Annotated in this window: 23 protein-coding genes; 8 read left to right on the forward strand and 15 right to left on the reverse strand. The window is 61.0% G+C overall.

What is annotated here, in order from left to right; translation table 11 throughout:
- Positions 1-15: 15 nt before the first annotated feature.
- The 4 genes from BW33_RS21685 to BW33_RS21700 all read left to right on the forward strand — a co-directional run bounded on the left by BW33_RS21685 (position 16) and on the right by BW33_RS21700 (position 3,877).
- Positions 16-1,275: an OprD family porin gene (locus BW33_RS21685; RefSeq protein WP_047601118.1), complete on the forward strand. Its 1,260-nt coding sequence runs from the start codon at positions 16-18 to the stop codon at positions 1,273-1,275.
- A gap of 188 nt (positions 1,276-1,463) precedes the next feature.
- Positions 1,464-2,654: an NAD(P)/FAD-dependent oxidoreductase gene (locus tag BW33_RS21690; RefSeq protein ID WP_047601119.1), complete on the forward strand. Its 1,191-nt coding sequence runs from the start codon at positions 1,464-1,466 to the stop codon at positions 2,652-2,654.
- A 26-nt stretch (positions 2,655-2,680) separates the two neighbouring features.
- Positions 2,681-3,037 carry a DUF1641 domain-containing protein gene (locus BW33_RS21695; RefSeq protein WP_047601120.1) on the forward strand — a complete coding sequence of 119 codons (357 nt, stop codon included), beginning with the start codon at positions 2,681-2,683 and terminating at the stop codon, positions 3,035-3,037.
- A gap of 21 nt (positions 3,038-3,058) precedes the next feature.
- Positions 3,059-3,877: a methyltransferase domain-containing protein gene (locus BW33_RS21700; RefSeq protein ID WP_047601121.1), complete on the forward strand. Its 819-nt coding sequence runs from the start codon at positions 3,059-3,061 to the stop codon at positions 3,875-3,877.
- A gap of 93 nt (positions 3,878-3,970) precedes the next feature.
- Here BW33_RS21700 and pcaC read toward each other — a convergent pair whose 3' ends face one another.
- From pcaC to pcaR, 11 genes are all read right to left on the reverse strand, one after another.
- Positions 3,971-4,363, reverse strand: a complete 393-nt coding sequence (gene pcaC, locus BW33_RS21705) for a 4-carboxymuconolactone decarboxylase (protein WP_027614399.1) — start codon at positions 4,361-4,363, stop codon at positions 3,971-3,973.
- 10 nt (positions 4,364-4,373) lie between these two features.
- On the reverse strand, positions 4,374-5,165 hold the full coding sequence (gene pcaD, locus BW33_RS21710) for a 3-oxoadipate enol-lactonase (protein WP_047601122.1): 792 nt from the start codon (positions 5,163-5,165) through the stop codon (positions 4,374-4,376).
- A 12-nt stretch (positions 5,166-5,177) separates the two neighbouring features.
- Complete coding sequence (locus BW33_RS21715; RefSeq protein WP_047601124.1) at positions 5,178-6,542, reverse strand: 3-carboxy-cis,cis-muconate cycloisomerase; 1,365 nt, start codon at positions 6,540-6,542, stop codon at positions 5,178-5,180.
- 46 nt (positions 6,543-6,588) lie between these two features.
- Positions 6,589-7,884, reverse strand: a complete 1,296-nt coding sequence (locus tag BW33_RS21720) for an MFS family transporter (protein ID WP_047601125.1) — start codon at positions 7,882-7,884, stop codon at positions 6,589-6,591.
- 197 nt (positions 7,885-8,081) lie between these two features.
- A complete protein-coding gene (pcaG, locus tag BW33_RS21725; protein WP_047601126.1) occupies positions 8,082-8,648 on the reverse strand; it encodes a protocatechuate 3,4-dioxygenase subunit alpha in 567 nt (188 codons plus the stop codon).
- 1 nt (position 8,649) lies between these two features.
- Entirely contained in the window at positions 8,650-9,354 is a 705-nt protein-coding gene (gene pcaH / locus BW33_RS21730) for a protocatechuate 3,4-dioxygenase subunit beta (RefSeq protein WP_027614394.1), read from the reverse strand.
- A gap of 37 nt (positions 9,355-9,391) precedes the next feature.
- Entirely contained in the window at positions 9,392-10,597 is a 1,206-nt protein-coding gene (gene pcaF, locus BW33_RS21735; RefSeq protein WP_177327515.1) for a 3-oxoadipyl-CoA thiolase, read from the reverse strand.
- Positions 10,594-11,373: a CoA-transferase subunit beta gene (locus tag BW33_RS21740; RefSeq protein WP_027614392.1), complete on the reverse strand. Its 780-nt coding sequence runs from the start codon at positions 11,371-11,373 to the stop codon at positions 10,594-10,596. Before BW33_RS21740 ends, pcaF begins: the two co-directional genes overlap by 4 nt.
- Positions 11,373-12,230 carry a CoA transferase subunit A gene (locus BW33_RS21745; RefSeq protein WP_003222404.1) on the reverse strand — a complete coding sequence of 286 codons (858 nt, stop codon included), beginning with the start codon at positions 12,228-12,230 and terminating at the stop codon, positions 11,373-11,375. Before BW33_RS21745 ends, BW33_RS21740 begins: the two co-directional genes overlap by 1 nt.
- Before the next feature lie 264 nt (positions 12,231-12,494).
- A complete protein-coding gene (locus BW33_RS21750) occupies positions 12,495-13,841 on the reverse strand; it encodes an MFS transporter (RefSeq protein WP_047601129.1) in 1,347 nt (448 codons plus the stop codon).
- A gap of 300 nt (positions 13,842-14,141) precedes the next feature.
- A complete protein-coding gene (gene pcaR, locus BW33_RS21755; RefSeq protein WP_047601131.1) occupies positions 14,142-14,984 on the reverse strand; it encodes a pca regulon transcriptional regulator PcaR in 843 nt (280 codons plus the stop codon).
- A 654-nt stretch (positions 14,985-15,638) separates the two neighbouring features.
- Between pcaR and BW33_RS21760 the strand changes: the two genes are divergently transcribed.
- Both BW33_RS21760 and BW33_RS21765 read left to right on the forward strand, forming a co-directional pair.
- Positions 15,639-15,839, forward strand: coding sequence for a hypothetical protein (locus tag BW33_RS21760; protein WP_003222398.1), 201 nt, complete (start codon positions 15,639-15,641; stop codon positions 15,837-15,839).
- A gap of 374 nt (positions 15,840-16,213) precedes the next feature.
- The gene (locus BW33_RS21765; protein ID WP_047601133.1) at positions 16,214-17,689 is read left to right on the forward strand and encodes an inorganic phosphate transporter; all 1,476 of its coding nucleotides are present in this window, start codon (positions 16,214-16,216) and stop codon (positions 17,687-17,689) included.
- A 953-nt stretch (positions 17,690-18,642) separates the two neighbouring features.
- Here the strand turns inward: BW33_RS21765 and ccoM are convergent.
- The 3 genes from ccoM to BW33_RS21780 form a co-directional block, all read right to left on the reverse strand.
- Positions 18,643-18,756, reverse strand: coding sequence for a cytochrome c oxidase subunit CcoM (gene ccoM / locus BW33_RS30375; RefSeq protein WP_003222396.1), 114 nt, complete (start codon positions 18,754-18,756; stop codon positions 18,643-18,645).
- 148 nt (positions 18,757-18,904) lie between these two features.
- On the reverse strand, positions 18,905-19,066 hold the full coding sequence (locus BW33_RS30045; RefSeq protein ID WP_177327516.1) for a hypothetical protein: 162 nt from the start codon (positions 19,064-19,066) through the stop codon (positions 18,905-18,907).
- Between the two features lie 108 nt (positions 19,067-19,174).
- Complete coding sequence (locus tag BW33_RS21780; protein WP_003222394.1) at positions 19,175-19,516, reverse strand: hypothetical protein; 342 nt, start codon at positions 19,514-19,516, stop codon at positions 19,175-19,177.
- A gap of 251 nt (positions 19,517-19,767) precedes the next feature.
- Between BW33_RS21780 and rapA the strand changes: the two genes are divergently transcribed.
- The gene (rapA, locus tag BW33_RS21785) at positions 19,768-22,614 is read left to right on the forward strand and encodes an RNA polymerase-associated protein RapA (RefSeq protein WP_047601135.1); all 2,847 of its coding nucleotides are present in this window, start codon (positions 19,768-19,770) and stop codon (positions 22,612-22,614) included.
- Positions 22,615-22,764: 150 nt separating this feature from the next.
- On the opposite strand, the gene BW33_RS21790 is transcribed toward rapA, so the two are convergent.
- Complete coding sequence (locus BW33_RS21790) at positions 22,765-24,114, reverse strand: spinster family MFS transporter (RefSeq protein ID WP_047601136.1); 1,350 nt, start codon at positions 24,112-24,114, stop codon at positions 22,765-22,767.
- Positions 24,115-24,415: 301 nt separating this feature from the next.
- Between BW33_RS21790 and BW33_RS21795 the strand changes: the two genes are divergently transcribed.
- On the forward strand, positions 24,416-24,784 hold the full coding sequence (locus tag BW33_RS21795; RefSeq protein WP_047601137.1) for a YkgJ family cysteine cluster protein: 369 nt from the start codon (positions 24,416-24,418) through the stop codon (positions 24,782-24,784).
- Positions 24,785-24,916: the final 132 nt, after the last annotated feature.

The raw sequence follows: 24,916 nt of genomic DNA on the forward strand, positions 1-24,916 counted from the left end.
ACAAGAGACCCTGCGATGACTCATCCAACTGCGCCGTACGCCCTCCCCGGCCTGATCGCCTTGGCCCTGACCGGCGTCGCCCTCCCCGCCGCAGCCGAAGAAGCCGGTTTTGTCGAAGGCGCCAGCGCCAACCTGAACCTTCGCAACTTCTACATCAACCGTAACTTCACCAACCCGACCAAGGCCCAGGGCAAGGCTGAAGAGTGGACGCAGAGCTTCATTCTCGACGCCAAATCCGGCTTCACCCAGGGCACCGTCGGCTTCGGCATGGACGTGCTCGGCCTGTACTCAGTGAAGCTTGATGGCGGTAAAGGCACCGGTGGCACGCAATTGCTGCCGCTGGATCACGACGGGCGGCCGGCGGACAACTTCGGCCGTACCAACGTGGCGTTCAAGGCCAAACTGTCGCAGACCGAAATCAAGGTTGGCGAATGGATGCCGGTGCTACCGATCCTGCGTTCGGACGACGGCCGTTCGCTGCCGCAAACCTTCCGTGGCGGCCAGATCACCTCAAAGGAAATCAACGGTCTGACCCTTTACGGCGGGCAGTTCCGCGCCAACAGCCCGCGCGACGACAGCAGCATGAGCGACATGTCGATGTTCGGCAAAGCGGCGTTCACCTCCGATCGCTTCAACTTTCAGGGCGGTGAATACCAGTTCAACGAAAAACGCACACAGATCGGCCTGTGGAACGCCGAACTCAAGGACATCTACAGCCAGCAATACGTCAACCTGATTCACAGCCAGCCACTCGGTGCCTGGACGCTGGGCGCCAACCTCGGTTTCTTCTACGGCAAGGACGACGGCAGCGCCCGCGCCGGCGAACTCGACAACAAGACCTGGTCGGGAATGTTCTCGGCCCGCTACGGCGGCAACACCTTCTACGTCGGTCTGCAAAAGCTCACTGGCGACAGCGCCTGGATGCGCGTCAATGGCACCAGCGGCGGCACCCTGGCCAACGACAGTTACAACGCAAGCTACGACAACGCTCAGGAACGTTCCTGGCAGGTGCGCCACGACTACAACTTCGCCGCCCTGGGCATCCCCGGCCTGACCCTGATGAACCGCTACATCAGCGGCGACAACGTACACACCGGAACGATCACCGACGGCAAGGAATGGGGCCGCGAATCGGAATTGGGCTACACCGTGCAGAGCGGCACCCTGCGCGACCTGAATGTGCGCTGGCGCAACTCGACCATACGCCGCGACTTCAGCAACAACGAGTTCGACGAGAACCGTCTGATCATCAGCTATCCGATCAGCCTGCTCTGAACCCGCACGCCGGCGCTGCATGAGTGACGCCGGCATCAACCACTGGTCAGCCCGGACTGGCGATTTGTCGAGTCACAGATACAGTCATCAGAGCGTGTAAATTCTCCAGCCTGCTGTAGGAGCCCTTAGTTTTCTTCCGTTATCTCCGGATGCTGTACGCGAAGCTGCCTTGGCCACGGAGGTCAGGTATGAGCAAGCGAATAGTTATCGTCGGTGGCGGTGTAGGTGGAACCATGCTGGCCAATCAACTGGTCGGCAAGCTGTATCCCGAAGTTCTACGCGGCGACGTCTCGATTACATTGCTGTCCAGTTCCCCCGATCATTACTACAAACCTGCGTTCATGTATGTGGCGTTCAATCAGTTCTTCGAAGAGGAACTCAAACGTCCGGAGCGCTCATTGTTGCGCCCGGAAATCAGTTTCCACGTTGAAGAAGTCACCCGTTTCGACTTTTCCGGGCAGCAATTGAGCACCCGAACCGGCAAGCGCTTCGACTATGATTTTCTGGTGATCGCCACCGGCTGCGTGCCGGCGCCGGAACGAATCGCGGGTCTGCAAGAAGCCGGCGACCACTTCTATCAATACCTTCCTGCCCGGCAGCTGGCGCAACGCCTGAACACCATCGAAAAAGGCCGGATTTTCATTACCGTGTCCTTCCCGCAGACACCGAACGTCCCGCACCAATGCGGAATCGCGCCCGTGGAAACGACATTGATGCTGGATGATTTGTTGCGTCGCCGGGGCGTTCGCGAGCAAGTGGAAATCATCTACACCTACCCGACAGTTGCCCAGCTATTGCGCAATTGTCTGTTCTTGCAGCGCCCCACGGGTGAAATCCTGCCGAGCATTTTTGCCCGGAAAAACATTCATTTTCAGCGCGGCTTCACCCTGAGCCATGTGGATCCCGATGCAAAACTCGCCTACTCAGCCGAGGGCGATGCGCAACCCTTCGACATCCTGATGGCTACTCCGCCAATCCAGGCCGTCGAGGTGGTGCGTGAGTGCGGCATCTCGCAAGCCGCCAATGATGAAGGATGGCTGCCGACCAATCACGAAACGCTGCAGGTCTACGGTCTGGAGAATGTCTACGTGATCGGCGACACCGTCGATCTGCCGGTCAGCAAGGCAGGCGGCGCCTGTCATAACCAGGCGCCGGTGATCGCCAACAACATCACGGCCCAGATCCGACTTGGCGCACCCAACTCGGTATACGACGGTCGGGTTCAGGCGGTAGCACAAATGGGCCTGAATGCCGGGATGCCACTCTGGTACGACTACGCCCACGATGTATTGCCGACACCCCCGACCAAATTGGGCGGTCTGCTCAGAAACGGTTTCAATCGCGGTCTTTACTGGGCGGTGGCCCGGGGAATGCTTTGACTCTGCACAGGGAGGAGTGATTGCTCATGAACATGCCCGAGGAAATGTCAGCCACGCCCGGGTTCACTGCCCTGATGGCAAAACTGCAGCCGTTAATCGACGGCGGGCGCCTGGAGAATATTGTCGACCTGCTTTCACTGGTTTCCGATATCGCCGATCTGCTCGACGCGGCCATGGTGGAAAAACTCGCGCGATTGTTCGAGAGCAGCACTGCCGCCACCTGGGCAGTCAGTAATGCAGTGCGCGTGGCCAACGCCGAAGTATCGGCACAGTCAGCGGCGCCGGGCACTCTGGCGTTACTCAAACTGCTGAATGAAGAGGACACACGCAAAGGCGTGGCCGTTGTCCTGAAAACCCTCAACGTCATTGGACGACAACTGTAATCCGCCAGAGAGGACCTCCTCATGCGCGCCAAACTCGAAACGGCAGGGAACGCCTGCACCCACTGGGACGCCAAGGCGTACCAGCAGTTTTCCCGTCTCAGGCAACGCCCGGTCAACGAATTGCTCGACAGTGTCGATCTGCACGACCCCAAACGCATTTATGACCTGGGCTGCGGCACCGGCATTGCCACGCAGGTGCTGGCCCAGCGCTGGCCGCGTGCGCAGCTGCTGGGCGTCGACAGCTCGCGGCAGATGCTTGATCAGGCCCGGCGCCTGCCGATCAACGCCCAATGGCAAGAGTGCGACCTGCTCGACTGGCAACCCAGGCAACCCGCCGACCTGCTGCTCGCGGCGGCGGTGCTGCATTTCATTGGCGATCATAAACACCTGCTGCCGCGCCTGCTGAGTCATCTGAACCCCGGCGGCTGTCTGGCGGTGCACATGCCGGACTGGCGCGATGCCTTGTGGTATCGACTGATGCTCGACACGCTCGACCATGCCGGAACGGGACACACCCCCATCGGCACACCAGAACTGCGCCAGCGCATGGCCGCGCGGCCGTTGTTGGCACTGGAGGATTACTACCGCTTGCTGGAGCCGCTGACCACGTCGCTGGATATCTGGGAAACCGAGCAACTGCAGGTGGTTGACGGCAAGTCGCCGGTGTACGACTGGGTGAAGGTCTCGGCGCTGCGGCCGGTGATGCAGGCGCTGACGTCTCAGGAACAGGCGCGGTTTATCTATCACTTCCTGACGCGGGTGCATAAGCATTACCCGCCGGAGGAAAACGGGCAGACACTGTTTCCGTTCAAGCGGATTTTCATTGTCGCCAGAGTTTGAAGATCAAAAGATCGCAGCCTGCGGCAGCTCCTACAGGAAAACGCATTCCAAATGTAGGAACTGCCGCAGGCTGCGATCTTTTGATTCCGATGCTTACTCCCGGGATTCAACCCCAAGCTCATCCCACACCGACTCCGCCAGATGAAACGTCGCATTCGCCGCCGGGATCCCGCAATAAATCGCGCTCTGCATGATCACTTCCTTGATCTCGCTCCGGCTCACACCGTTGTTGGCCGCCGCACGCAAATGCAGTTTCAGCTCGGCCTCGCGGTTCATCCCGATCAGCATGGCGATGGTGATCAGGCTGCGGGTATGCCGTGGCAGGCCCGGGCGGGTCCAGATGTCGCCCCAGGCGTGACGAGTGATCATCTCCTGGAATTCCGAGTTGAACTCGGTCAGCGCATTCAGGCTGCGGTCGACGTGAGCATCGCCCAATACCGCACGGCGTACTTGCAGGCCTTCGTCGTAACGTTGTTTCTCGTCCACAAACTTCCCCTCACTGAGCGTTCAGAAACGCCAACACACGATCACTGAAAGCGGCACCCGCCTGCACGTTGGACAGGTGCGCGGCATGGAACTCGGCGTACTCGGCGCCGCGCACATGCTCTTGAATGAAATGCCCGCCGGATGGCGGCGTCACCGCATCTTCGGTCCCTGCGATGACCAGCAGCGGCAGGTTGATCGAGGCCAGTTGCTCACGGAAATCGGCATCGCGCACTGCCGCGCAATTGGCTGCATAGCCTTCAGGCGAAGTCGCCGCGAGCATGTCGGTGATGTTCTTCGCCGCCGCCGGATTGGCCGCGGAAAAATCAGGTGTGAACCAACGGGCAATCGACGCGTCACGCAGTGCGACCATCGCTGCCGGGCCATCACGCAGCACGGTTTCGATGCGCGGGTTCCACACCGATGGATCGCCGATTTTCGCGGCGGTGTTGCACACGATCAGTTTGTGCAGACGATGACCGGCATTGATCCCCAGCCACTGACCGATCAGCCCGCCCATCGACAGTCCGCAGAAATGCGCACGCTTGATGTGCAGCGCATCCAGCAGACCCAGCACGTCGCGTCCCAGTTGCTCGATGCTGTACGGCCCCGGCGTCACCAACGACTGGCCGTGACCACGGGTGTCGAAACGCAGCACCCGCAAGTGCTCGGTGAACGCTGGTATCTGAGCGTCCCACATGTGCAGGTCGGTGCCCAGCGAGTTGGACAGCACCAGTACCGGCGCATCGACCGGCCCATCCAATTGATAGTGCAGTTCGCCATCGGCGAGTTGAACGAAAGCCACAGCCCTCTCCTTTCAGACAGACAATGCGTTGTGTTCGGCCACTGCGCGCTCGACCCAGGCTTGCGCCTGGCCGAGGTAATGCGCGGGGTCGAGCAGATGATCCAGTTCGGTGCTGCTCAGTTCGGCGGTCACTTGCGGCTCGTCGCCGAGTACCGCACGCAGGTGGCGCTGTTCGGCCACCGCACGTTTGCAGCATTGTTCGAGCAGGTGATGCGCGGTGTCGCGACCGACCCGTTGCGCGAGGACGATGCTCACCGCTTCGGCCAGCACCAGCCCTTGGGTCAATTGGAGATTGCGCGCCATGCGCTCGGCATCGACTTCCAGGCCATCGGCCAGCAGGCGCGCCTGTTGCAGCGCACCGGACACCAGGCAGCAGATGTCCGGCAGGGTTTCCCATTCGGCATGCCACAGACCGAGACTGCGTTCGTGCTCCTGCGGCATGGCGCTGAACAGCGTCGAGACCAGCCCCGGCACCCGGGTCGCCGCGCCGATCAATACCGCCGCGCCCACCGGATTGCGCTTGTGCGGCATGGTCGACGAACCGCCCTTGCCCGGCGCCGACGGCTCGAACACTTCCGCCGCTTCGGTCTGCATCAACAGACTGACGTCGCGCCCGAGTTTGCCCAGGCTGCCGGCGATCAAACCGAGTACCGCGCCGAACTCGACGATGCGATCCCGCTGGGTGTGCCAAGGTTGTTCAGGCAGGCTCAGTTGCAGCTCTTCGGCCAGCGCCTGGGCGATCGGCAGCGCTTGCTCGCCGAGCGCCGCGAGGGTGCCGGAAGCGCCGCCGAATTGCAGCACCAGCAGCCGTGGCTTGAGTTCGCGCAGACGCTGACGGCTGCGGGTCACCGCGCCGAGCCATCCGGCGATCTTCATCCCGAGGGTGACGGGCGTGGCGTGCTGCAGCCAGGTGCGCCCGGCCAGTGGCGTCGCCGCATGACGTTTGGCCTGGGTGGCGAGCGAATCGGCAAGCGCTGCCAAGTCGCTTTCAATCAGTTGTAGCGCCTGACGCAATTGCAGGACCAGCCCGGAATCCATCACATCCTGACTGGTAGCGCCCAGGTGCACATAGCGCTCGGCCTCGGCACTGCTTGCGGCGATCTGCTTGCCCAACGCCTTGACCAGTGGGATCGCCGAGTTACCGGCCGTGGCAATCGCCTCGCCCAGCGCCGCGAAGTCATACAGACCGGCATTGCAGGCGGCGGCAATCGGCGCAACGGCAGACGCCGGAATCACCCCGACGCGCGCTTCGGCCCGAGCCAGTGCCGCTTCGAAATCGAGCATTGCCTGCACTCGGCCCTGATCGCAGAACACGTCGCGCATGTCGCGGGCAGTGAAGTAGGCATCGAACAATTGATTGCCCGGTCGCTGAGTCATAAACAGTCCTTGCCGGCGCGGGCCAATGCGGCCCGCGCACATCGGTTTACAGATCGTGGTGCAAGTACGCCGCCTGTTTCGGCAGGCGCAAGCTGAACAGGAACGCCACCGCCATCATCACCGTGACGTACCAGTAGAACGCGTTTTCCATGCCCCCGGCTTTCAGGCTCAGGGCCACGTATTCCGCCGAACCGCCGAAGATCGCATTGGCCACCGCATAGGCCATACCGACACCGAGGGCGCGGACTTCCGGCGGGAACATTTCGGCCTTCACCAGGCCGCTGATCGAGGTGTAGAAACTGACGATTGCCAGCGCCACGGTGATCAGCACAAAGGCCAGAATCGGGCTGCTGATGCTTTTCAGGCTCAGCAGGATCGGCACGGTGAACAGCGTGCCGAGCGCGCCGAACCAGAGCATCGAATTACGTCGGCCGATCTTGTCGGCAAGCATGCCGAACAGCGGCTGCATGCACATATACAGGAACAGCGCGCCGGTCATGATGTAGCTGGCAGTCTTGGCGTGCATGCCGGCAGTGTTCACCAGGTACTTCTGCATATACGTGGTGAAGGTGTAGAAAATCAGCGAGCCACCGGCGGTGTAACCGAGCACGGTGATGAACGCGGCCTTGTGATCACGGAACAGCGCGCGGATGCTGCCGGCGTCCTTGTTCTCGCGCATTTCCTTGCTGGTGGTTTCTTTCAGGGAGCGACGCAGGAACAGCGAAATCACCGCCGCCACCGCACCGACCACAAAAGGAATCCGCCAGCCGTAAGCACGCAGTTCATCTTCACTGAGGAACTGTTGCAGGATCACCACCAGCGACACCGCCAGCAGTTGCCCGCCAATCAGGGTCACGTACTGGAACGAGGCAAAAAAGCCGCGCTGGCCCTTGAGCGCGACTTCGCTCATGTAGGTTGCGGTGGTGCCGTACTCGCCGCCGACCGACAAGCCTTGCAGCAAGCGTGCAAACAACAGCAGGACTGGCGCCCAGACGCCAATGTCCTTGTAGGTCGGCAGGCAGGCGATCAGCAGCGAGCCGAAGCACATCATCAGAATCGAGATGAGCATTGAATTCTTGCGCCCGTGCTTGTCCGCCACCCGGCCAAAAATCCAGCCGCCAATCGGGCGCATCAGGAACCCGGCAGCGAACACCCCGGCCGTGTTGACCAGTTGCACCGTCGGGTTGTCGGAGGGGAAAAACGCCGGAGCGAAATAGATCGCGCAGAAGGCATAGACATAGAAGTCGAACCATTCGACGAGGTTGCCGGACGAGGCACCGACAATGGCGAAGATGCGCTTGCTGCGCTCCTCGCCGGTGTAATGAGCGGTGGTAGTGGTCATTGTTTTTTACTCTGAAGGGACAGGTGAGAGTCTAGACACACTTCGCAACAATCCCGTTCCACAGTTCCATCTGCAACACAGTTCTCCCCCTGTGGGAGCGAGCCTGCTCGCGAAGAGGAGGTGTCAGACGACATTTATCCTGGCTGACCCACCGCTTTCGCGAGCAGGCTCGCTCCTACAGGGTTTTGGGGTGTACTTCAGTAATCGAAGAACACCGTCTCAGCCTCAGTGCCCTGCAAAATCACATTCCACTGATAAACCCCCGCCGCATCCGGCTTCGCCAGCAACGTAGCGCGACGCTCGGCCGGCACACACTCCAGCAGCGGATCATTGACGTTCGCCGGCTCGCCCTCAAAGTAGATCCGCGTCAGCAAGTGCTTGACCAGGCCACGGGCAAACACCAGCACCACCAGATGCGGCGCCTGGGTCGAGCCCTTCAGGCCTTCGACCGTGCCCGGTTTGATCGTGGTGAAACGGAAGCGCCCTTCGGCGTCCACCGGCACCCGGCCGAAACCTTCGAAATGCGGGTCCAGCGGTTTGTCCTGCTCGTCTTCCGGGTGCGCGTACTTGCCGGCGGCGTTGGCCTGCCAGACTTCGAGCATCGCGTCGTTGACCACATCGCCGTTGCCGTCAACAACCTGGCCGGTGATCGCCACGCGCTCGCCGAGGGTTTGTTCGACCGTGAGGTTTTCGCGGTTCAGCCAGGTCAGGCCGATGTGGTAGTACGGCCCGACGGTGTGGGACGTGGTGGCAGTCAGCGTCATCTTATTTCTCCATCGGCGTGGCGTCGCGGCCACGCAAGACGATATCCCAGCGATAGCCGAGGGCGTAGGACGGAATGGTTTTTTCCAGATCGAAAGCGGCGATCAGACGTTCCTTCGCAGAGGTGTCCGGCACGCAGTTGTAGATCGGGTCGTAGGCCAGCAGCGGGTCGCCGGGAAAGTACATCTGCGTCACCAGACGGGTGAGGATGCTCGGCCCGAACAGCGAGAAATGGATGTGCGCCGGACGCCACGCGTTGTGGTGGTTGCCCCACGGATAGGCGCCGGGCTTGATGGTCTGGAACTGATACCAGCCGTCGGCGTCGGTCACGGTGCGGCCGGTGCCGGTGAAGTTCGGGTCCAGCGGTGCGTCGTGCAGGTCACGTTTGTGGTTGTAGCGGCCGGCGGCGTTGGCCTGCCAGATCTCCACCAGAATTCCCGGCACCGGCAGACCGTTTTCGTCGAGCACACGGCCGTGAATGATGATGCGCTCGCCCAACGGCTCGCCGTCGTGCTGGGCGGTCAGGTCGTTGTCCTTCTCGGCGACGCGTTCGGCACCGATGGTCGGGCCGGTGATCTCCGACAACGAATGCGGCAGAAACACCAACGGCTTGGATGGCGAGCGCAGGTTGGTGGATTGATACGTCGGGTGCAGGTATTCAGGCTGGGTGCCTTCCTGCGGACGACGGTAGCCAGGCTTGTCAGTCATTTCGCTTTCCTCTGTTCTTATCAGTCGACGCGCTGCGTCAGACGCGTTCGATGGCCAGGGCCAGACCCTGCCCGACGCCGACGCACATGGTCGCCAGACCTTTCTTGCCGTCGGACTTTTCCAGCTGATGCAACGCGGTCAGCACCAGTCGCGCGCCGCTCATGCCCAGCGGATGACCCAAGGCAATCGCGCCACCGTTCGGGTTGACCTGCGGCGCATCGTCGGCCAGCCCCAATTCACGCAGCACCGCCAGGCCCTGGCTGGCAAACGCTTCGTTGAGTTCGATCACGTCGAAATCGCTGACCGCCACGCCGAGGCGCTCGATCAGTTTGCGCACCGCCGGCACCGGGCCGATGCCCATCACCCGAGGTGCAACCCCGGCACTGGCCATACCGAGCACTTTGGCGCGGGCAGTCAGACCGTGTTTTTTCACCGCTTGCGCCGAAGCGAGAATCAGCGCGGCAGCACCGTCGTTGACGCCCGACGCATTGCCGGCGGTGACAGTCTTGTCCGGGCCGTTGACCGGTTTGAGTTTGGTCAGCGCTTCAAGCGTGGTGTCGGCGCGTGGATGTTCGTCCTGGCTGACCACGGTTTCGCCCTTCTTGTGGGCGATCCGCACTTCGACGATTTCCTCGGCGAAGTAGCCCGCCGCTTGTGCAGCGGCAGTGCGTTGCTGACTGCGCAAGGCGAAAGCGTCCTGGTCGGCACGCGACACTTTATAGTCGTCGGCGACGTTGTCGGCGGTCTGCGGCATCGCATCGACGCCGTATTGAGCTTTCATCAACGGGTTGATGAAACGCCAGCCGATGGTGGTGTCTTCCAGTTTCATGTTGCGCGAGAACGCTGCGTCCGCCTTGCCCATCACGAACGGCGCGCGGGACATCGACTCGACGCCGCCGGCAATCGCCAGCTCCATCTCGCCACTGGCGATGGCGCGAAACGCGGTGCCGATCGCGTCCATGCCCGAAGCGCAGAGACGGTTGAGGGTCACGCCCGGTACGCTCTCCGGCAGACCCGCCAGCAACAGCGCCATGCGCGCCACGTTGCGGTTGTCTTCGCCGGCCTGGTTGGCGCAGCCGAGGAACACTTCGTCGATTGCATTCCAGTCCACCGAGGGATTGCGTTCCATCAGCGCCTTGATCGGCACAGCGGCCAGGTCATCGGCGCGTACGGCGGACAAACCACCGCCGAACCGGCCGATGGGGGTACGAATCGCGTCGCAGATATACACGTCACGCATCATGCTTCTCCCGGTGCCTGGCCGTGGGCGGCGGCGGTGCGCGCTTCGAGATCGCGCAGTGCAGTCAGTTCGACCTCGGTCGGTGCAGCCGTGGTTTCAACGTTGTCGGCAAAGCGGATCGCCCAGCCGGTGGCGGCAACCACTTGCTCGCGGGTCACGCCCGGGTGCAGGGCGGTGACCACGAATTCGTGGGTGCCCTGCTCCGGTTCCATGATGCACAGGTCGGTGATGATCCCGACCGGGCCAGCACCCGGCAGGCCCAGACGCTTGCGCGAATCGCCACCCTCGCCATGACCGACCGAGGTAATGAAGTCGAGCTTGTCGACGAACGAACGCGCCGACTGCTTGAGGATGATCAACACGCTCTTCGCCGAACCGGCGATCTCCGGCGCGCCACCGGCACCCGGCAAACGCACTTTCGGCGCGTGGTAATCGCCGACCACGGTGGTGTTGATGTTGCCGAAACGGTCGACCTGCGCGGCGCCGAGAAACCCGACGTCGATGCGCCCACCCTGCAGCCAATAGCGAAAAATCTCACCGGTCGGTACCACGGTGTCGGCGGTCTCCGCCAGCTCACCATCACCGATCGACAGCGGCAGCACGCTAGGCTTGGCGCCAATCGGGCCCGATTCATAGATCAGCACCACGTCCGGCGACGAAGTCAGGCGCGCGAGGTTGGCGGCTTTCGACGGCAGGCCGATGCCGACGAAGCACACCGAGCCGTTCTTCAGGCGACGGGCCGCAGCGACGGTCATCATTTCATTGGTGGTGTAAGTCATTACTTGGCCTCCGAAGCAGCGGCCAACTTGGCCTGGAACTCGCTGAAGTCAGCGCAGCCATGGATGTATTCGTTGATCCACGCGGTAAACGTCTCACGGTCGCGGGCGATCGGATCCCACGCCTGATAGAAACGATTGTCGCGTTCGGTGTAACCGTGAGCGTAGGACGGATGCGCGCCGCCGGGTACGTGGCAAACCGCGCTCAAGGCCCAGGTCGGCAGCACGCAAGCGTTCATCGGTGCGTTGAGGTTGTCGACGATTTCCTCGACGGTGACGATGCAGCGCTTGGCCGCCAGTGCCGCTTCTTTCTGCACCCCGAGAATGCCCCACAACAGCACGTTGCCCTGACGGTCGGCTTTCTGCGCGTGGATCACGGTCACGTCCGGACGCACCGACGGCACCGCCGCCAACACTTCACCGGTGAACGGGCAGGTCACGGATTTGATCAGCGGGTTGACCTTCGGCAGGTCGGAACCGGCGTAGGCTCGCAGCACGGCGAACGGCAGGCCGGAAGCGCCGGCGACGTAGGCATTGGCCAGGTCGGCGTGGCTGTGTTCTTCGATTTCCAGCGCATGCGGCCATTGTTTCTCGACCGCGTCGCGCAGACGGTGCAGCGAACCCACACCCGGATTGCCGCCCCAGGAAAAGATCAGCTTGCGTGCACAACCGGCACCGATCAGTTGGTCGTAGATCAGGTCAGGCGTCATCCGCACCAGGGTCAGATCTTTCTTGCCCTGACGAATGATTTCATGACCTGCCGCCGTAGGGATCAGGTGAGTGAAGCCTTCGAGCGCGACGGTGTCGCCGTCGTTGACGAATTGCTTCACCGCGTCGTGCAGCGAAAGGATCTCAGCCATGGAGCAGGCTCCCGTTTTTGTAGTGAATCGCCAGTGAGAAAAAGGCGCGAGGTTCAGCGCCGGAGTCACTGCAGATTAAGCCGCTGAAAATCGCCAAACAATCCGATAATCGACTGAGTGTTCGTTTATCGAACAGATTGTTACCACCCTATCGTTCCGTGTTGATCGCCAAAAGATCGCAGCCTTGCGGCAGCTCCTACCGTTGGAATGCGTCTCCTGCAGGAGCTGCCGCAGGCTGCGATCTTTTCGGCTTAAACCGCGATATCAGGTCGCATCCGCATGACTGACCATGCCTTTAATCACCACCGCCGTCGTCGCCAACGCCGCCGGAATCACCAGCGCCGTCAGCACCTGCTCGAAGTTCCAGCCCAGGCCCAGCAACGTCGCGCCCATCCACGCCCCGAGAATCGCGCCAAAACGGCCAATCCCGAGCATCCACGAGACCCCGGTCGCGCGCCCCTGGGTCGGATAAAACCGTGCCGCCAATGAAGGCATCGCCGATTGCGCGCCGTTGACGCACATCCCCGCCACCAAAACCAAAGTCGCGAGCAACGTGATGTTGCCCAGGCTCTGCCCCACCGCGTAGGCAAACACCCCGGCCAGCAGGTAGAACGTGCCGATGACCTTGTGCGGATTGAAGCGGTCCATCGCCCATCCCACAGCGACCGCACTCAACACCCCGCCGAACTGGAACAACGCGCCGATAAACGCCGCCTGCTCCATGCTTGCGCCGCTGTCACGCATCAGGGTCGGCAGCCAACTGGTCAGCAGGTAGACGATGACCAGCCCCATGAAGTAGGTCAGCCACAGCAGCAAGGTGCCGACGCTGTAGGTGCCGGAGAAAATCACCGCGAACACGTTGCGCGCCTTGACGGTTTTCTGTTCCGGCACACTGAAACTCGAGGCCTGCGCGACGGCGACCGGATCGATCGGCGACAAGGTCTTGCGTACTTTGTCGGTGCCGCGATTGCGCACCACCAGAAAACGCGCCGACTCCGGCAGCCAGAACAGCAGCACCACCGCGAGGATCAACGGCAGGATCCCGCCGATCAGCAACAGGCTGTGCCAGCCGAACGCCGGGATCAGTTTCGCCGAAATGAAACCGCCGCCGGCCATGCCGAGGTTGAAGCCGCAGAACATGCTGGTCACCAGCAAGGATTTCTTGCGCTCCGGGGTGTATTCCGAGAGCAGCGTGGTGGCATTGGGCATGCCGGCGCCTAATCCGAGGCCAGTGAGAAAACGCAGCACCAGCAATTGTTCGACATTGGTGCTGTAGGCCGAAGCCAGACTGAAAGCGCCGAACAGCAGCACCGCGCCAACCAGCACCACTTTGCGCCCGAAGCGGTCAGCCAGTGGGCCGGAACCCAGTGCGCCGAAGACCATGCCGATCAACGCGGCGCTCATCACCGGGCCGAGGCTGGCGCGGTCGATGCCCCAGTCCTGGGACAGTGCCGGGGCGATAAAACCCATCGCCGCCGTGTCGAGGCCATCGAGAAACACAATCAGGAAACACAGGATCACCACCCGCCACTGATAGCGCGAGATCGGTTGGGCATTGATGAAGGTCTGCACGTCGAGGCAGTTACCTACAGCGGACTGAGGCTGGTTCATTATTTTTATTCCACGCAAAAAACGCAGTCGAACGGCGGCCGGCCAAAGAGCGGCACGGACACAAGAATAGAAGGCTGGAATCAGATGTTGCGATGAACCCGACAACACGGGTTGAAGCGGCGACAGTCGGGGAACGTGCGCATGGGGAGTTGCCTCTTGTCATTATTATGGGAGTCGGCAGTCCGGGCTGAGACTGAGTCGTGTGCTCAGCGCCGGATGACGCTGCCGCGACATTAATGATCCGGGGCTTTTAGCGTCAATTCGATAAACGCAACACTGTGCGTTTATCGAACAGCTTCATCAGGCGAACAGCTGCGCGCTAAGGTCACGGCTGGCGCTGAGCAGGCCCGGCAGGAAACGTTGTTCCAACTCGGTGCGACTGACGCGCCCGGCGTGGGTACTGACGTTGAGCGCCGCCACCACCTGGCCCGACGCGTCGTAGACCGGCACGGCAATCGAACGCAGGCCTTGTTCGAGTTCCTGATCGACGATGCACCAGCCCTGTCGCCGTACTTCTTGCAGGCATTCGAGCAGACTTTCGGGGGTGTGCAGCGTGCGGCTGGTCTTGGCCACCAGTTCGGCATGGTCGAGGTATTCGCGCAGCGAGGTGTCGTCCAGCGCCGCCAAAAGGATGCGGCCCATCGATGTGCAATAGGCCGGCAGACGCCCGCCCACCGACAGGTCCACCGAGATAAGCCGTTGCGTGGTCGCCGAGCGGGCGATGTACAGAATGTCGTCGCCCTCGAGCGTCGCCATGTTGCAGGCTTCGTGCAGTTGCTCGCTCATGCGGTCGAGGTACGGCTGGGCCGACACCGCCAGCGGCGTCGAAGACAGATACGCGTGGCCGAGTGTCAGCACCTTGGGCAGCAACGAGTAAGTACGGCCATCGGTGGTGGCGTAACCCAGTTTGATCAAGGTGTGCAGACAACGGCGCACGGCGGCGCGGGGAATTTCCGTGCGGTGGCTGATCTGGGCGATGGTCAGGTGTCGCTTGCGCTCCTGAAACGCCTGCACCACCGCCAGACCGCGGGCCAGCGAAGTCATGAAATCCGGATCGCCGGTCAATGCCTGGATACGCTTGGCGGGCGAAGCGACGATCGGCGGCGCCACGGAGGTGAAGGAGTTGCGCATTTGATCGTTCATTTCTTGTCCTTTTTCCGGCACGGATCAATGGCTATACAAGCGGCTCGCCAGCAGATGCACAAGAGTCGAGACACCAAGATTGGGCGATTATCGAACCGCCGACCGATTATCGCAATCCGTGAACCGGTGTCCTTCACGGCATCTTCAATCGTTCGCCTGACCTGTTCGTCAAACTTTGCATGGCCCCTTAGTTGTTCGACTTAATGGCGCCAGAAACTGAACGCGTGCCCTTAAAAGGTTTCGGCGAATTTCAACTAGCGATAAAACTTGTCAGTAACAAAACGATCACACATCCCGAACCGTTTTTAACTTGGCAAAGATAGTCATTCCCGATTCGACCGCTATAATGCACCTCAGTGGCGCCGCGTTTTCATTGGCCGAGGGTGCCGCCCGCTGACCCGATGCCTATTGCCGTCAGCCCCGGCCAGCGCCTGACGCTCATTATTCATGCACCGCCAGCGCGCTTGCTGAAACAGGAAACTGATGCTGCGTCAGTTTTAATCTGGTGCCGTAGCCGCCTGCAACATGGAAGTCTTGATCGCCCTGCCGATAACCCCAATGCCTGAACCGGCATTGCCCTTCGGTGGACGTGTTCAATCGACTCGTTGCCGTGCGTTTCACCAGATATTTATCTCAACTCAAACAGGTAGCACTGTGACGAAAGACGAACTGCGCGCGGAACTTGAGCGCCAGGAACAACGTTACAAGGAAGTTTACGGCGGGGAAGTCACCACCTACGCCGCTCAACCCGAACCGGAACGCAAGGCATGGCGTAAACGCCCGACCGTTCAGGATCAGGTTTTCCAGCAAGAACTGAAAAAGATGGAAGAAGAACTCAAAACCGAAGAGCCATGAACGGGCGATCCTGAGTTTTTCGAGAGTCTGCGTCGCCACCGGCTACAAGCGGTGACCCGACCGTGCCTTGTGCGCCCGCTACCCGCGGGCGGCGGCCCACCTCCACCGTCCTGCACGGGAAAGGAGCGTGTCTGACTCGTTTCAGAGATATTTCACACAAGCGTTTGAGGCCCTCGCGCGCTCGACAAATTGCCTGCTGCCTGAAGGTTTTTTCAAGCTAATCAAGGAGTTGAAAAACCCTGCATCACGCTGGGGCTTTGCACCTTGCAACAATTTAATTCGACATTGATTGCTACCGATGAGCAGGTAGGGGATCGATTTCCAGTCTTTTCTGGCATAATCGCGCCCCCTTATGACCGGGTCAGAAAACCTTCATGATCGATTTATTCAGCGGACTGGATGCTTGGGTGCTTGTGAGCCTCTTGCTCGCCCTGACGTTTGTCCTCGCCTTCGAGTTCATCAATGGATTTCATGACACCGCTAACGCGGTAGCCACTGTTATCTACACCAAAGCCATGCCGCCTCACCTGGCGGTGTTCTTCTCCGGTGTGTTCAACTTCCTCGGCGTGTTGCTGGGCGGCGTTGGCGTGGCGTATGCCATTGTTCACCTGCTGCCGGTAGAACTGCTGATCAATGTGAATACCGGCCATGGTCTGGCGATGGTGTTCTCGTTGCTCGCCGCGGCGATCACCTGGAACCTGGGCACCTGGTACTTCGGTATCCCGGCCTCCAGTTCCCACACCCTGATCGGCTCGATCCTCGGTGTCGGCCTGGCCAACGCCCTGATCAACAACATCCCGTTGGCCGACGGCGTGAACTGGCAGAAAGCGATCGACATCGGCGCCTCGCTGGTGTTCTCGCCAATGGCCGGTTTCCTGATCGCCGCGCTGATCCTGATCGGCCTCAAGTGGTGGCGCCCGCTGTCGAAGATGCACAAGACCCCGGAACAGCGCCGCAAGATCGACGACAAGAAACACCCGCCGTTCTGGAACCGCCTGGTCCTGGTGATCTCGGCCATGGCCGTGAGCTTCGTACACGGCTCCAACGATGGTCAGAAAGGCATCGGCCTGATCATGCTGGTATTGATCGGTATCGTCCCTGCGCAGTTCGTCCTCGACCTGAGCAGCACCACCTACCAGATCGAGCGCACCCGCGACGCGACTCTGCACCTGAGCCAGTTCTACAAGCGCAATGCCGATTCCCTGGGCGAATTCCTGGCCCTGGGCAAAAGCGTTGAAGGCGACCTGCCGGAGAAATTCCGCTGCAACCCGCAGCAGACCGAACCGACCATCGACGCCCTGCTTGGCACCCTTAAAGGTGTAGCGGACTACCATTCGCTGTCCTCGGAAAGCCGCATCGAAGTCCGTCGTTACCTGCTGTGCCTGGACGACACCGCGAAGAAAGTCGGCAAGCTGCCGGGCCTTGAAGCCCGTGAAAAGGCTGACCTGGACAAGCTGCGCAAAGACCTGACCACCACCACTGAATACGCCCCGTTCTGGGTGATTCTGGCGGTCGCCCTGGCCCTCGGCCTAGGCACCATGGTCGGCTGGAAACGCGTGGTACTGACCATCGGCGAGAAGATCGGCAAGCAAGGCATGACCTATTCCCAAGGCATGTCGGCGCAGATCACTACCGCCAGTCTGATCGGTATGGCCAACATCTTCAGTCTGCCGGTATCGACCACTCACGTGCTGTCCTCGGGCGTGGCTGGCACCATGGTCGCCAACAAGAGCGGCCTGCAGGGTGGGACTGTTCGCACCATCTTGCTGGCGTGGGTTCTGACCTTGCCGGCGACTGTGGCGTTGTCGGCCGGGTTGTTCTGGTTGGCGTCCAAAGCGCTGGGTAGCTGATAGACCGCAGCACATGAGAAAGGCGCGATTCTTGAGGATCGCGCCTTTTTTTTGGGTTTGGTTTTGTGAGCATATCCGTTGCTGCGGGTGTTGCTGATTACGGTTCCGCCCTTACGGCGGGTCACTTTTGACAAACGCCTCAAAAGTAACCAAAAAGTCTTGCCCCGGCGTACGGCACTTCGCTGAGGCTCAGTGTTCCCTCGCTACGGTGTCCATCAGGGGACATCGCCTCCGGTTTGCTTCGCTGCACCTCCTCTCGATGTATGCGGCTTCGCCGCATGGCGCGACGCGCCTAACCCCCTGATGGGCACCTAAGCTCGGCCTGCCGAAGGGGCTGGAGATCAAAAGCCACATCAAAAGCCAGAGCCAGAGCCAGAGCCAGAGCCAGAGCCAGAGCCAGAGCCAGAGCCAGAGCCAGAGCCAGAGCCAGATCAAAAGATCGCAGCCTTCGGCAGCTCCTACATGGGACTGGATGCGTTCAGCCATCGCCAGCAGGCTGAAAGCGCACAACCCATGCGGCAAAGCCGCCCCACTCAACAGGATGAGCGTTAGCTCGGCTGCAGCTATTGATCTTCAAGGCCCCGTCGGCAGGCTGAGTGGAGGGATTCATCCGGGGGTGGGAGCGCAGCGACCGTTTGGCGAAGCCAAACACAGCGAGAGGAGGTGCAGCGAAGCAAACCGGAGGCGATGCGCCCGGATGGATCCCGCAGCGAAGGAACCCCGAGCCTTAGCGAGCGGGCCGAACGTTGGGGCAAGACTTTTTGGTTCCTTTTGAGGCGTTTGTCAAAAGGGACTCGCTGTAAGAGCGAAACCGTCAGCGACAGCACCCGAAACAACGGATATGCACACCCAACAACCCACAACATGGTCGGCCCAAAGGCCGCCAAGAACACAAAAAAAAGGGCAACCGAAGTCGCCCAAAATGCCTTGCGTGCTCATCAAACCCAGAAAGACTACTTCTTGCGCTTATTCGCATCCTTCCAGATAAAAAATCCAAACCCTGCAAAAAACAGAACCATGAGACCTACGGTCAGAACCCCGGCAAACACCACGTTATCGAAAAACATGACTGTGGCCTCCTGGCCCCTGCTTTGCTGCGATGGAGCTAAGTTAACCAATCGCGCAGGCGCAGAAATTGACCAGGATCAAGTCCGGTCAACACAGAAGGTAAAGGCAGGAAAATAACTGACCTGCATCAAAGGATGCAGGGGGAGATCAACGCTTTTTCGGCTTGTTTTTCGACTTTTTCTTGGCTTTTCCCAACGGCATTGCCTGTTCGAAGGCCTTGCGCACTTCGTTCAGGCGTTTCTCGTTGAGGTCATGCACACGCTTGGCGCGCTCGGTGCTGAGGTCGATCAGTTTGTCGTCTTGGCTCATGGCGGGTGCATCACTTGAAAGAATCAAACTGCCACATCGGCGGCAGGGCTGCGCCAATCATGCCGCCTGACGCCAGCGCTCTACAACAATTCGTGTAAACCTCCGGACTCAGATCTCGATATCGACCCACAAGCCCTGACGCGGCTGATCCTCCATCAGCGGCACCACCGGCACCGTGTTGTCGGCATTCAGCTCGGTGCCCGGCACGGCGAGGTGTTCTTCCGGATCTTCGTCGGCTTCGCGACGGCGACGATCACGCTCCTGCTGGCGGCGCTGTTCTTCGCGCGCCAGCAGTCGATCCTCTTCCGGATCGCGCTTTTGCAGATCGATCGTGCTTTCGTTGGAGCTTTCCTGCACCGGCACCACCGGAGGAATATCCGGCCGCTGGCGAATCGGATCCTGCTGGGAAGTGATCGGCACAGCGCTCAGGGGGAGCATCGGTGGCAGCATATAAAGGGTCTCCTGTCAGCAGGCTATCGGCTGCGGCAAAGGCGCCTTGAGCCACTGGTCGCAAACTTGTGACCTGGTTGGCACTGCAGGAGCTGCCGAAGGCTGCGATCTTTAATGGAACACCGTAGAACGCAAGCGTTCCCGAAGATCAAAAGATCGCAGCCTGCGGCAGCTCCTACCCAGTAATCTTTGGCCCTGAAGCCTGCATTCCGTTAAGATAGCCCGCTTTTTCAAGGTGGGAGTCAGGCAGCATGGCGCAGCAGTATCAACCGGGGCAACGCTGGATCAGTGACAGCGAAGCAGAGCTTGGTTTAGGCACCGTTCTGGCACAGGACGGCCGCTTGTTGACCGTGCTTTACCCGGCCACTGGCGAAACCCGCCAGTACGCGCTACGGAATGCGCCCCTCACCCGCGTGCGGTTCTCGCCGGGTGACACCATTACTCACTTCGAAGGCTGGAAGATGACCGTGCGCGAAGTCGACGATGTCGACGGGTTGATGGTCTATCACGGTCTCAACGGGCAGAACGAAGCCGTCACCCTGCCGGAAACCCAGCTGTCGAACTTCATTCAGTTCCGTCTGGCCAGCGACCGTCTGTTCGCCGGGCAGATCGACCCGCTGCCGTGGTTCTCCCTGCGCTACAACACCCTGGAACACACCAGCCGCCAATTGCAGTCCTCGCTCTGGGGCCTGGGTGGCGTGCGTGCGCAACCGATCGCGCACCAACTGCACATCGCCCGTGAAGTCGCCGACCGTATCGCGCCACGGGTTCTGCTGGCAGACGAAGTGGGTCTGGGGAAAACCATCGAAGCCGGTCTGGTGATCCATCGCCAACTGCTCTCGGGCCGCGCCAACCGTGTGCTGATCCTGGTGCCGGAAAACCTGCAACACCAGTGGCTGGTGGAAATGCGCCGCCGCTTCAACCTGCAGGTTGCGCTGTTCGACGAAGAACGCTTCATCGAAAGCGATGCCACCAACCCATTCGAAGACACCCAACTGGCATTGGTTGCCCTGGAGTGGCTGGTCGAAGACGAGAAGGCGCAGGACGCCTTGTTCGCCGCCGGCTGGGATCTGATGGTGGTCGACGAAGCCCACCACCTGGTGTGGCACGAAGACAAGGCCAGCCCTGAGTATTCGCTGGTCGAACAACTGGCTGAAGTGATTCCCGGCGTGCTGCTGCTCACCGCGACCCCGGAACAACTCGGTCAGGACAGCCACTTCGCCCGTCTGCGCCTGCTCGACCCGAACCGTTTCCATGACCTGGCCGCGTTCCGCGCCGAGAGCGAGAACTATCGCCCGGTGGCCGAAGCCGTTCAGGAACTGCTCGACAAGGGGCGTCTGTCGCCCGCAGCTCACAAGACCATCCACGGTTTCCTCGGCAACGAAGGCGAAGCCCTGCTGACCGCGGTCAACGATGGCGATACCGAAGCCAGTGCCCGTCTGGTACGCGAGCTGCTCGACCGCCACGGCACCGGCCGCGTGCTGTTCCGTAACACCCGCGCCGCGGTGCAGGGTTTCCCGGAGCGCAAACTGCACCCGTACCCGCTGCCATGCCCGGACGAGTACCTCGAACTGCCGCTGGGCGATCACGCCGAGCTATACCCGGAAGTCAGCTTCCAGGCTCAGCCGGACGCCAGCGAAGAAGAGCGCTGGTGGAAATTCGACCCGCGTGTCGAGTGGCTGATCGATCAGCTGAAAATGCTCAAGCGCACCAAAGTGCTGGTGATCTGCGCCCACGCCGAAACTGCGATGGACCTGGAAGACGCCCTGCGCGTGCGTTCCGGCATCCCGGCCACGGTGTTCCATGAAGGCATGAACATCCTCGAGCGAGACCGCGCCGCCGCTTACTTCGCCGACGAAGAATTTGGCGCACAGGTGCTGATCTGCTCGGAAATCGGCAGTGAGGGTCGCAACTTCCAGTTCGCCCACCACCTGGTGCTGTTCGATCTGCCGTCGCACCCGGACCTGCTCGAGCAACGTATCGGGCGTCTCGACCGGATCGGCCAGAAGCACATCATCGAACTGCACGTGCCGTACCTGGAAACCAGCCCGCAGGAGCGCCTGTTCCAGTGGTACCACGAAGCGCTGAACGCGTTCCTCAACACCTGCCCGACCGGCAACGCCTTGCAGCATCAGTTCGGCCCGCGCCTGCTGCCGCTGCTTGAAGAAGCCGACGACGGTGAGTGGCAAGCGCTGATCGACGAAGCGCGCACCGAGCGCGAGCGTCTGGAAGCTGAGCTGCACACCGGTCGCGACCGTCTGCTGGAACTCAACTCCGGCGGTTCGGGCGAAGGCGATCAGTTGGTCGAGGACATCCTTGAGCAAGACGATCAGTTCGCCCTGCCGATCTACATGGAAACCCTGTTCGACGCGTTCGGCATCGACAGCGAAGACCATTCGGAAAACGCCCTGATCCTCAAGCCGAGCGAAAAGATGCTCGACGCCAGTTTCCCGCTGGGCGACGACGAAGGCGTGACCATCACCTACGACCGCAACCAGGCGCTGTCGCGCGAAGACATGCAGTTCATCACCTGGGAACACCCGATGGTGCAGGGCGGCATGGATCTGGTGCTGTCCGGTTCGATGGGTAACACCGCCGTCGCGCTGATCAAGAACAAGGCACTGAAGCCGGGCACCGTGCTGCTGGAACTGCTCTACGTCAGCGAAGTGGTTGCCCCGCGTTCGCTGCAACTGGGCCGCTACCTGCCACCGGCCGCCCTGCGCTGCCTGCTCGACGCCAACGGCAACGATCTGTCGGCCCGCGTCTCGTTCGAAACCTTGAACGATCAACTGGAAAGCGTGCCACGCGCCAGCGCCAACAAGTTCATCCAGGCTCAGCGCGATCAACTGACGCCACGGATCAACGCCGGTGAAGACAAGATCACCCCGCGTCACGCCGAGCGCGTGGCCGAGGCCCGTCGTCGTCTGGCGGCGGACACCGAGGAAGAACTGGCGCGCCTGACCGCGTTGCAAGCGGTCAACCCGACCGTACGCGACAGCGAACTGGATGCGTTGCGCAAGCAACGTGAACTGGGTCTGGCGATGCTGGATAAAGCGGCACTGCGTCTGGAAGCGATCCGGGTGTTGGTGGCGGGTTAAACCGCCCTGCTTCAGCGCTGAAAACAAGAAGGCCCGCAGCGATGCGGGCCTTTTTGTTCAGGGGCAAAAACAAAGATCGCAGCCTTCGGCAGCGCCTACATTGGAATGCGCTCCTCTGTAGGAGCTGCCGAAGGCTGCGATCTTTTGATCTTAAGCTGTCGCCGCTGCAACCTCTGGCTCAACCACCGCCACCAACCCCTCCTTCATCCGCTGCGCATCCCGCACAAAACAGCGCGCTGCCAGAAACAGAAACACCATGGTGAAGAACAGCGCCACCGGAATCAGATACATCGCGTCATGCAGCCCCACAGCCTTGAACGCCTCGGTCATCTGCTCAGCCCCCGCCGAGAGCATCGCCGATTTGGCAAAGTGATCGGACAAGGCTCCCACCACCACCGGCCCCAAGCCGCCGCCTAGCAGGTACAACCCGGCAAAGAACAGCGCCATCGCCGTGGCCCGCAGGCGTGGTTCGACCACGTCCTGAATCGCCGTGTACACGCAGGTATAGAAGTTATAGGCAAACAGCCAGCCGACGCTGAACACCGCGACGAACACGCCGATCTCGACCCGTCCGGCATGCAGCGCCCACGCTGTGCACAGGGTCGAGATGATCAGACTGAAGCCGGCAAACAGCAGCCGACCGTTGGCGACCCGCTGGTGAATCTTGTCGGCAATCCAGCCGCCGAGGGTCAGGCCGATCAACCCGGTGATACCGACAATCACCCCGGTCGCCACCGCCGCTTCCTGCAACGGCATCAGGAAGTAGCGCTGCAGCATCGGCACCAGAAACGAGTTGCAGGCATAGGTGGCGAAGTTGAAGCACAAACCGGCCATCACCAGCCACAAGAATGTCGGCACCGCGAGCACCCGGCGGATGGGCTTGTCGACTCTCTCCTGAGACACCTGGACGGTTTCTGCCGCGCCGCGCTTGGGTTCCTTGATGAAAAACATGAACACCGCGAGGATCAGTCCCGGCACCGCCGCGATAAAGAACGGCGCGCGCCAGCTGTCGAATGCCTTGACCATCGCGCCGATGGTGAAGAACGCCAGCAGCAGGCCCAACGGCAGGCCGAGCATGAAAATACCCATGGCCCGCGCACGACGGTGCGCCGGGAACAGATCACCGATCAGCGAGTTGGCCGCCGGTGCATAACTGGCCTCGCCAATGCCGATGCCCATGCGCACCAGCAGAAAACTCCAGAAGCTGCCGACCAGACCGTTGACCGCCGTCAGCGCGCTCCAGGTCGCCAGGCCCCAGCCCATCAGTTTGCTGCGCGAACCGGTATCGGCCATGCGCCCCAACGGCAGGCCGGCGATCGCATAAACCAGGGTGAACGCGGTGCCGACGATCCCCAGTTGAAAGTCGCTGAGGTGCCATTCCATGCGGATCGGCTCGATGATGATCGCCGGAATGGTGCGGTCGAAGAAATTGAACAGGTTGGCAAGGAACAACAGGAACAGAATGCGCCAGGCATTCGCCGCTTGGGTCGAGTTCTGCATGGGTCCGTCTCTTTATTGTTATGAGGGCTTCACTGCCGACGCATCCGAGCCCGGAACCTGCAATCTAGACACGCCTGCCGACGCTGTCTGTGATCATTCGTCAGCCTGATAATGAGCCATGGCACTGTAAAGAAACGTAAGCCCTTGATAAGTCAGCAATCCCCCGTAAACCGGGGGTTTTGCGGCAAAACCCGGCTACAAAAAAATACTTTCGCACCCCCCTTCCCAAGTTCTTGGCGAAGCCTAGAATAGCCGCCGGATCCGTCCGGATTCGCCGATCAACCCCTTTGATGCCCTCCTAATGTCCGAAGTCAGTCCGTGTCTGAATTGCGGTGCCTGCTGTTCCCATTTTCGCGTGTCTTTTTTCTGGGGTGAATGCGCCTCCTCCGGCGGCACAGTGCCCGATGAACTGGTAACGCAGATCAGCCCCAGTCGGGTGGCGATGAACGGCACCGACTGCAAATCGCCGCGTTGTACGGCGTTGGTCGGTGAGGTGGGCAGTAACGTGCAGTGCTCGATTTATGAGCAACGCTCCAGCCCCTGCCGCGAATTCGAATCGTCCTGGGAAAACGGCGAACAGAATGTCGATTGCGACAAGGCACGCGCCCGCTTCGGCTTGCCACCGCTTGAGCCTGACTGGAATCAGATCCCTTACGAGCAAAGCGCCTGAGGTTTAGCGCCAATCGCTATAAGGCTCATGCCGAAATCGTTGGCGCCAATATGCCACTACCGCTTGCACGATAAAAACCGCCTCTATACTCCAGTCATTCGCCTGCGTTGCTGAGGCAGCAGGGACGACTTC

Source organism: Pseudomonas sp. RIT288, from assembly GCF_000631985.1.
In the GTDB taxonomy this organism is placed as follows: Bacteria; Pseudomonadota; Gammaproteobacteria; order Pseudomonadales; family Pseudomonadaceae; genus Aquipseudomonas.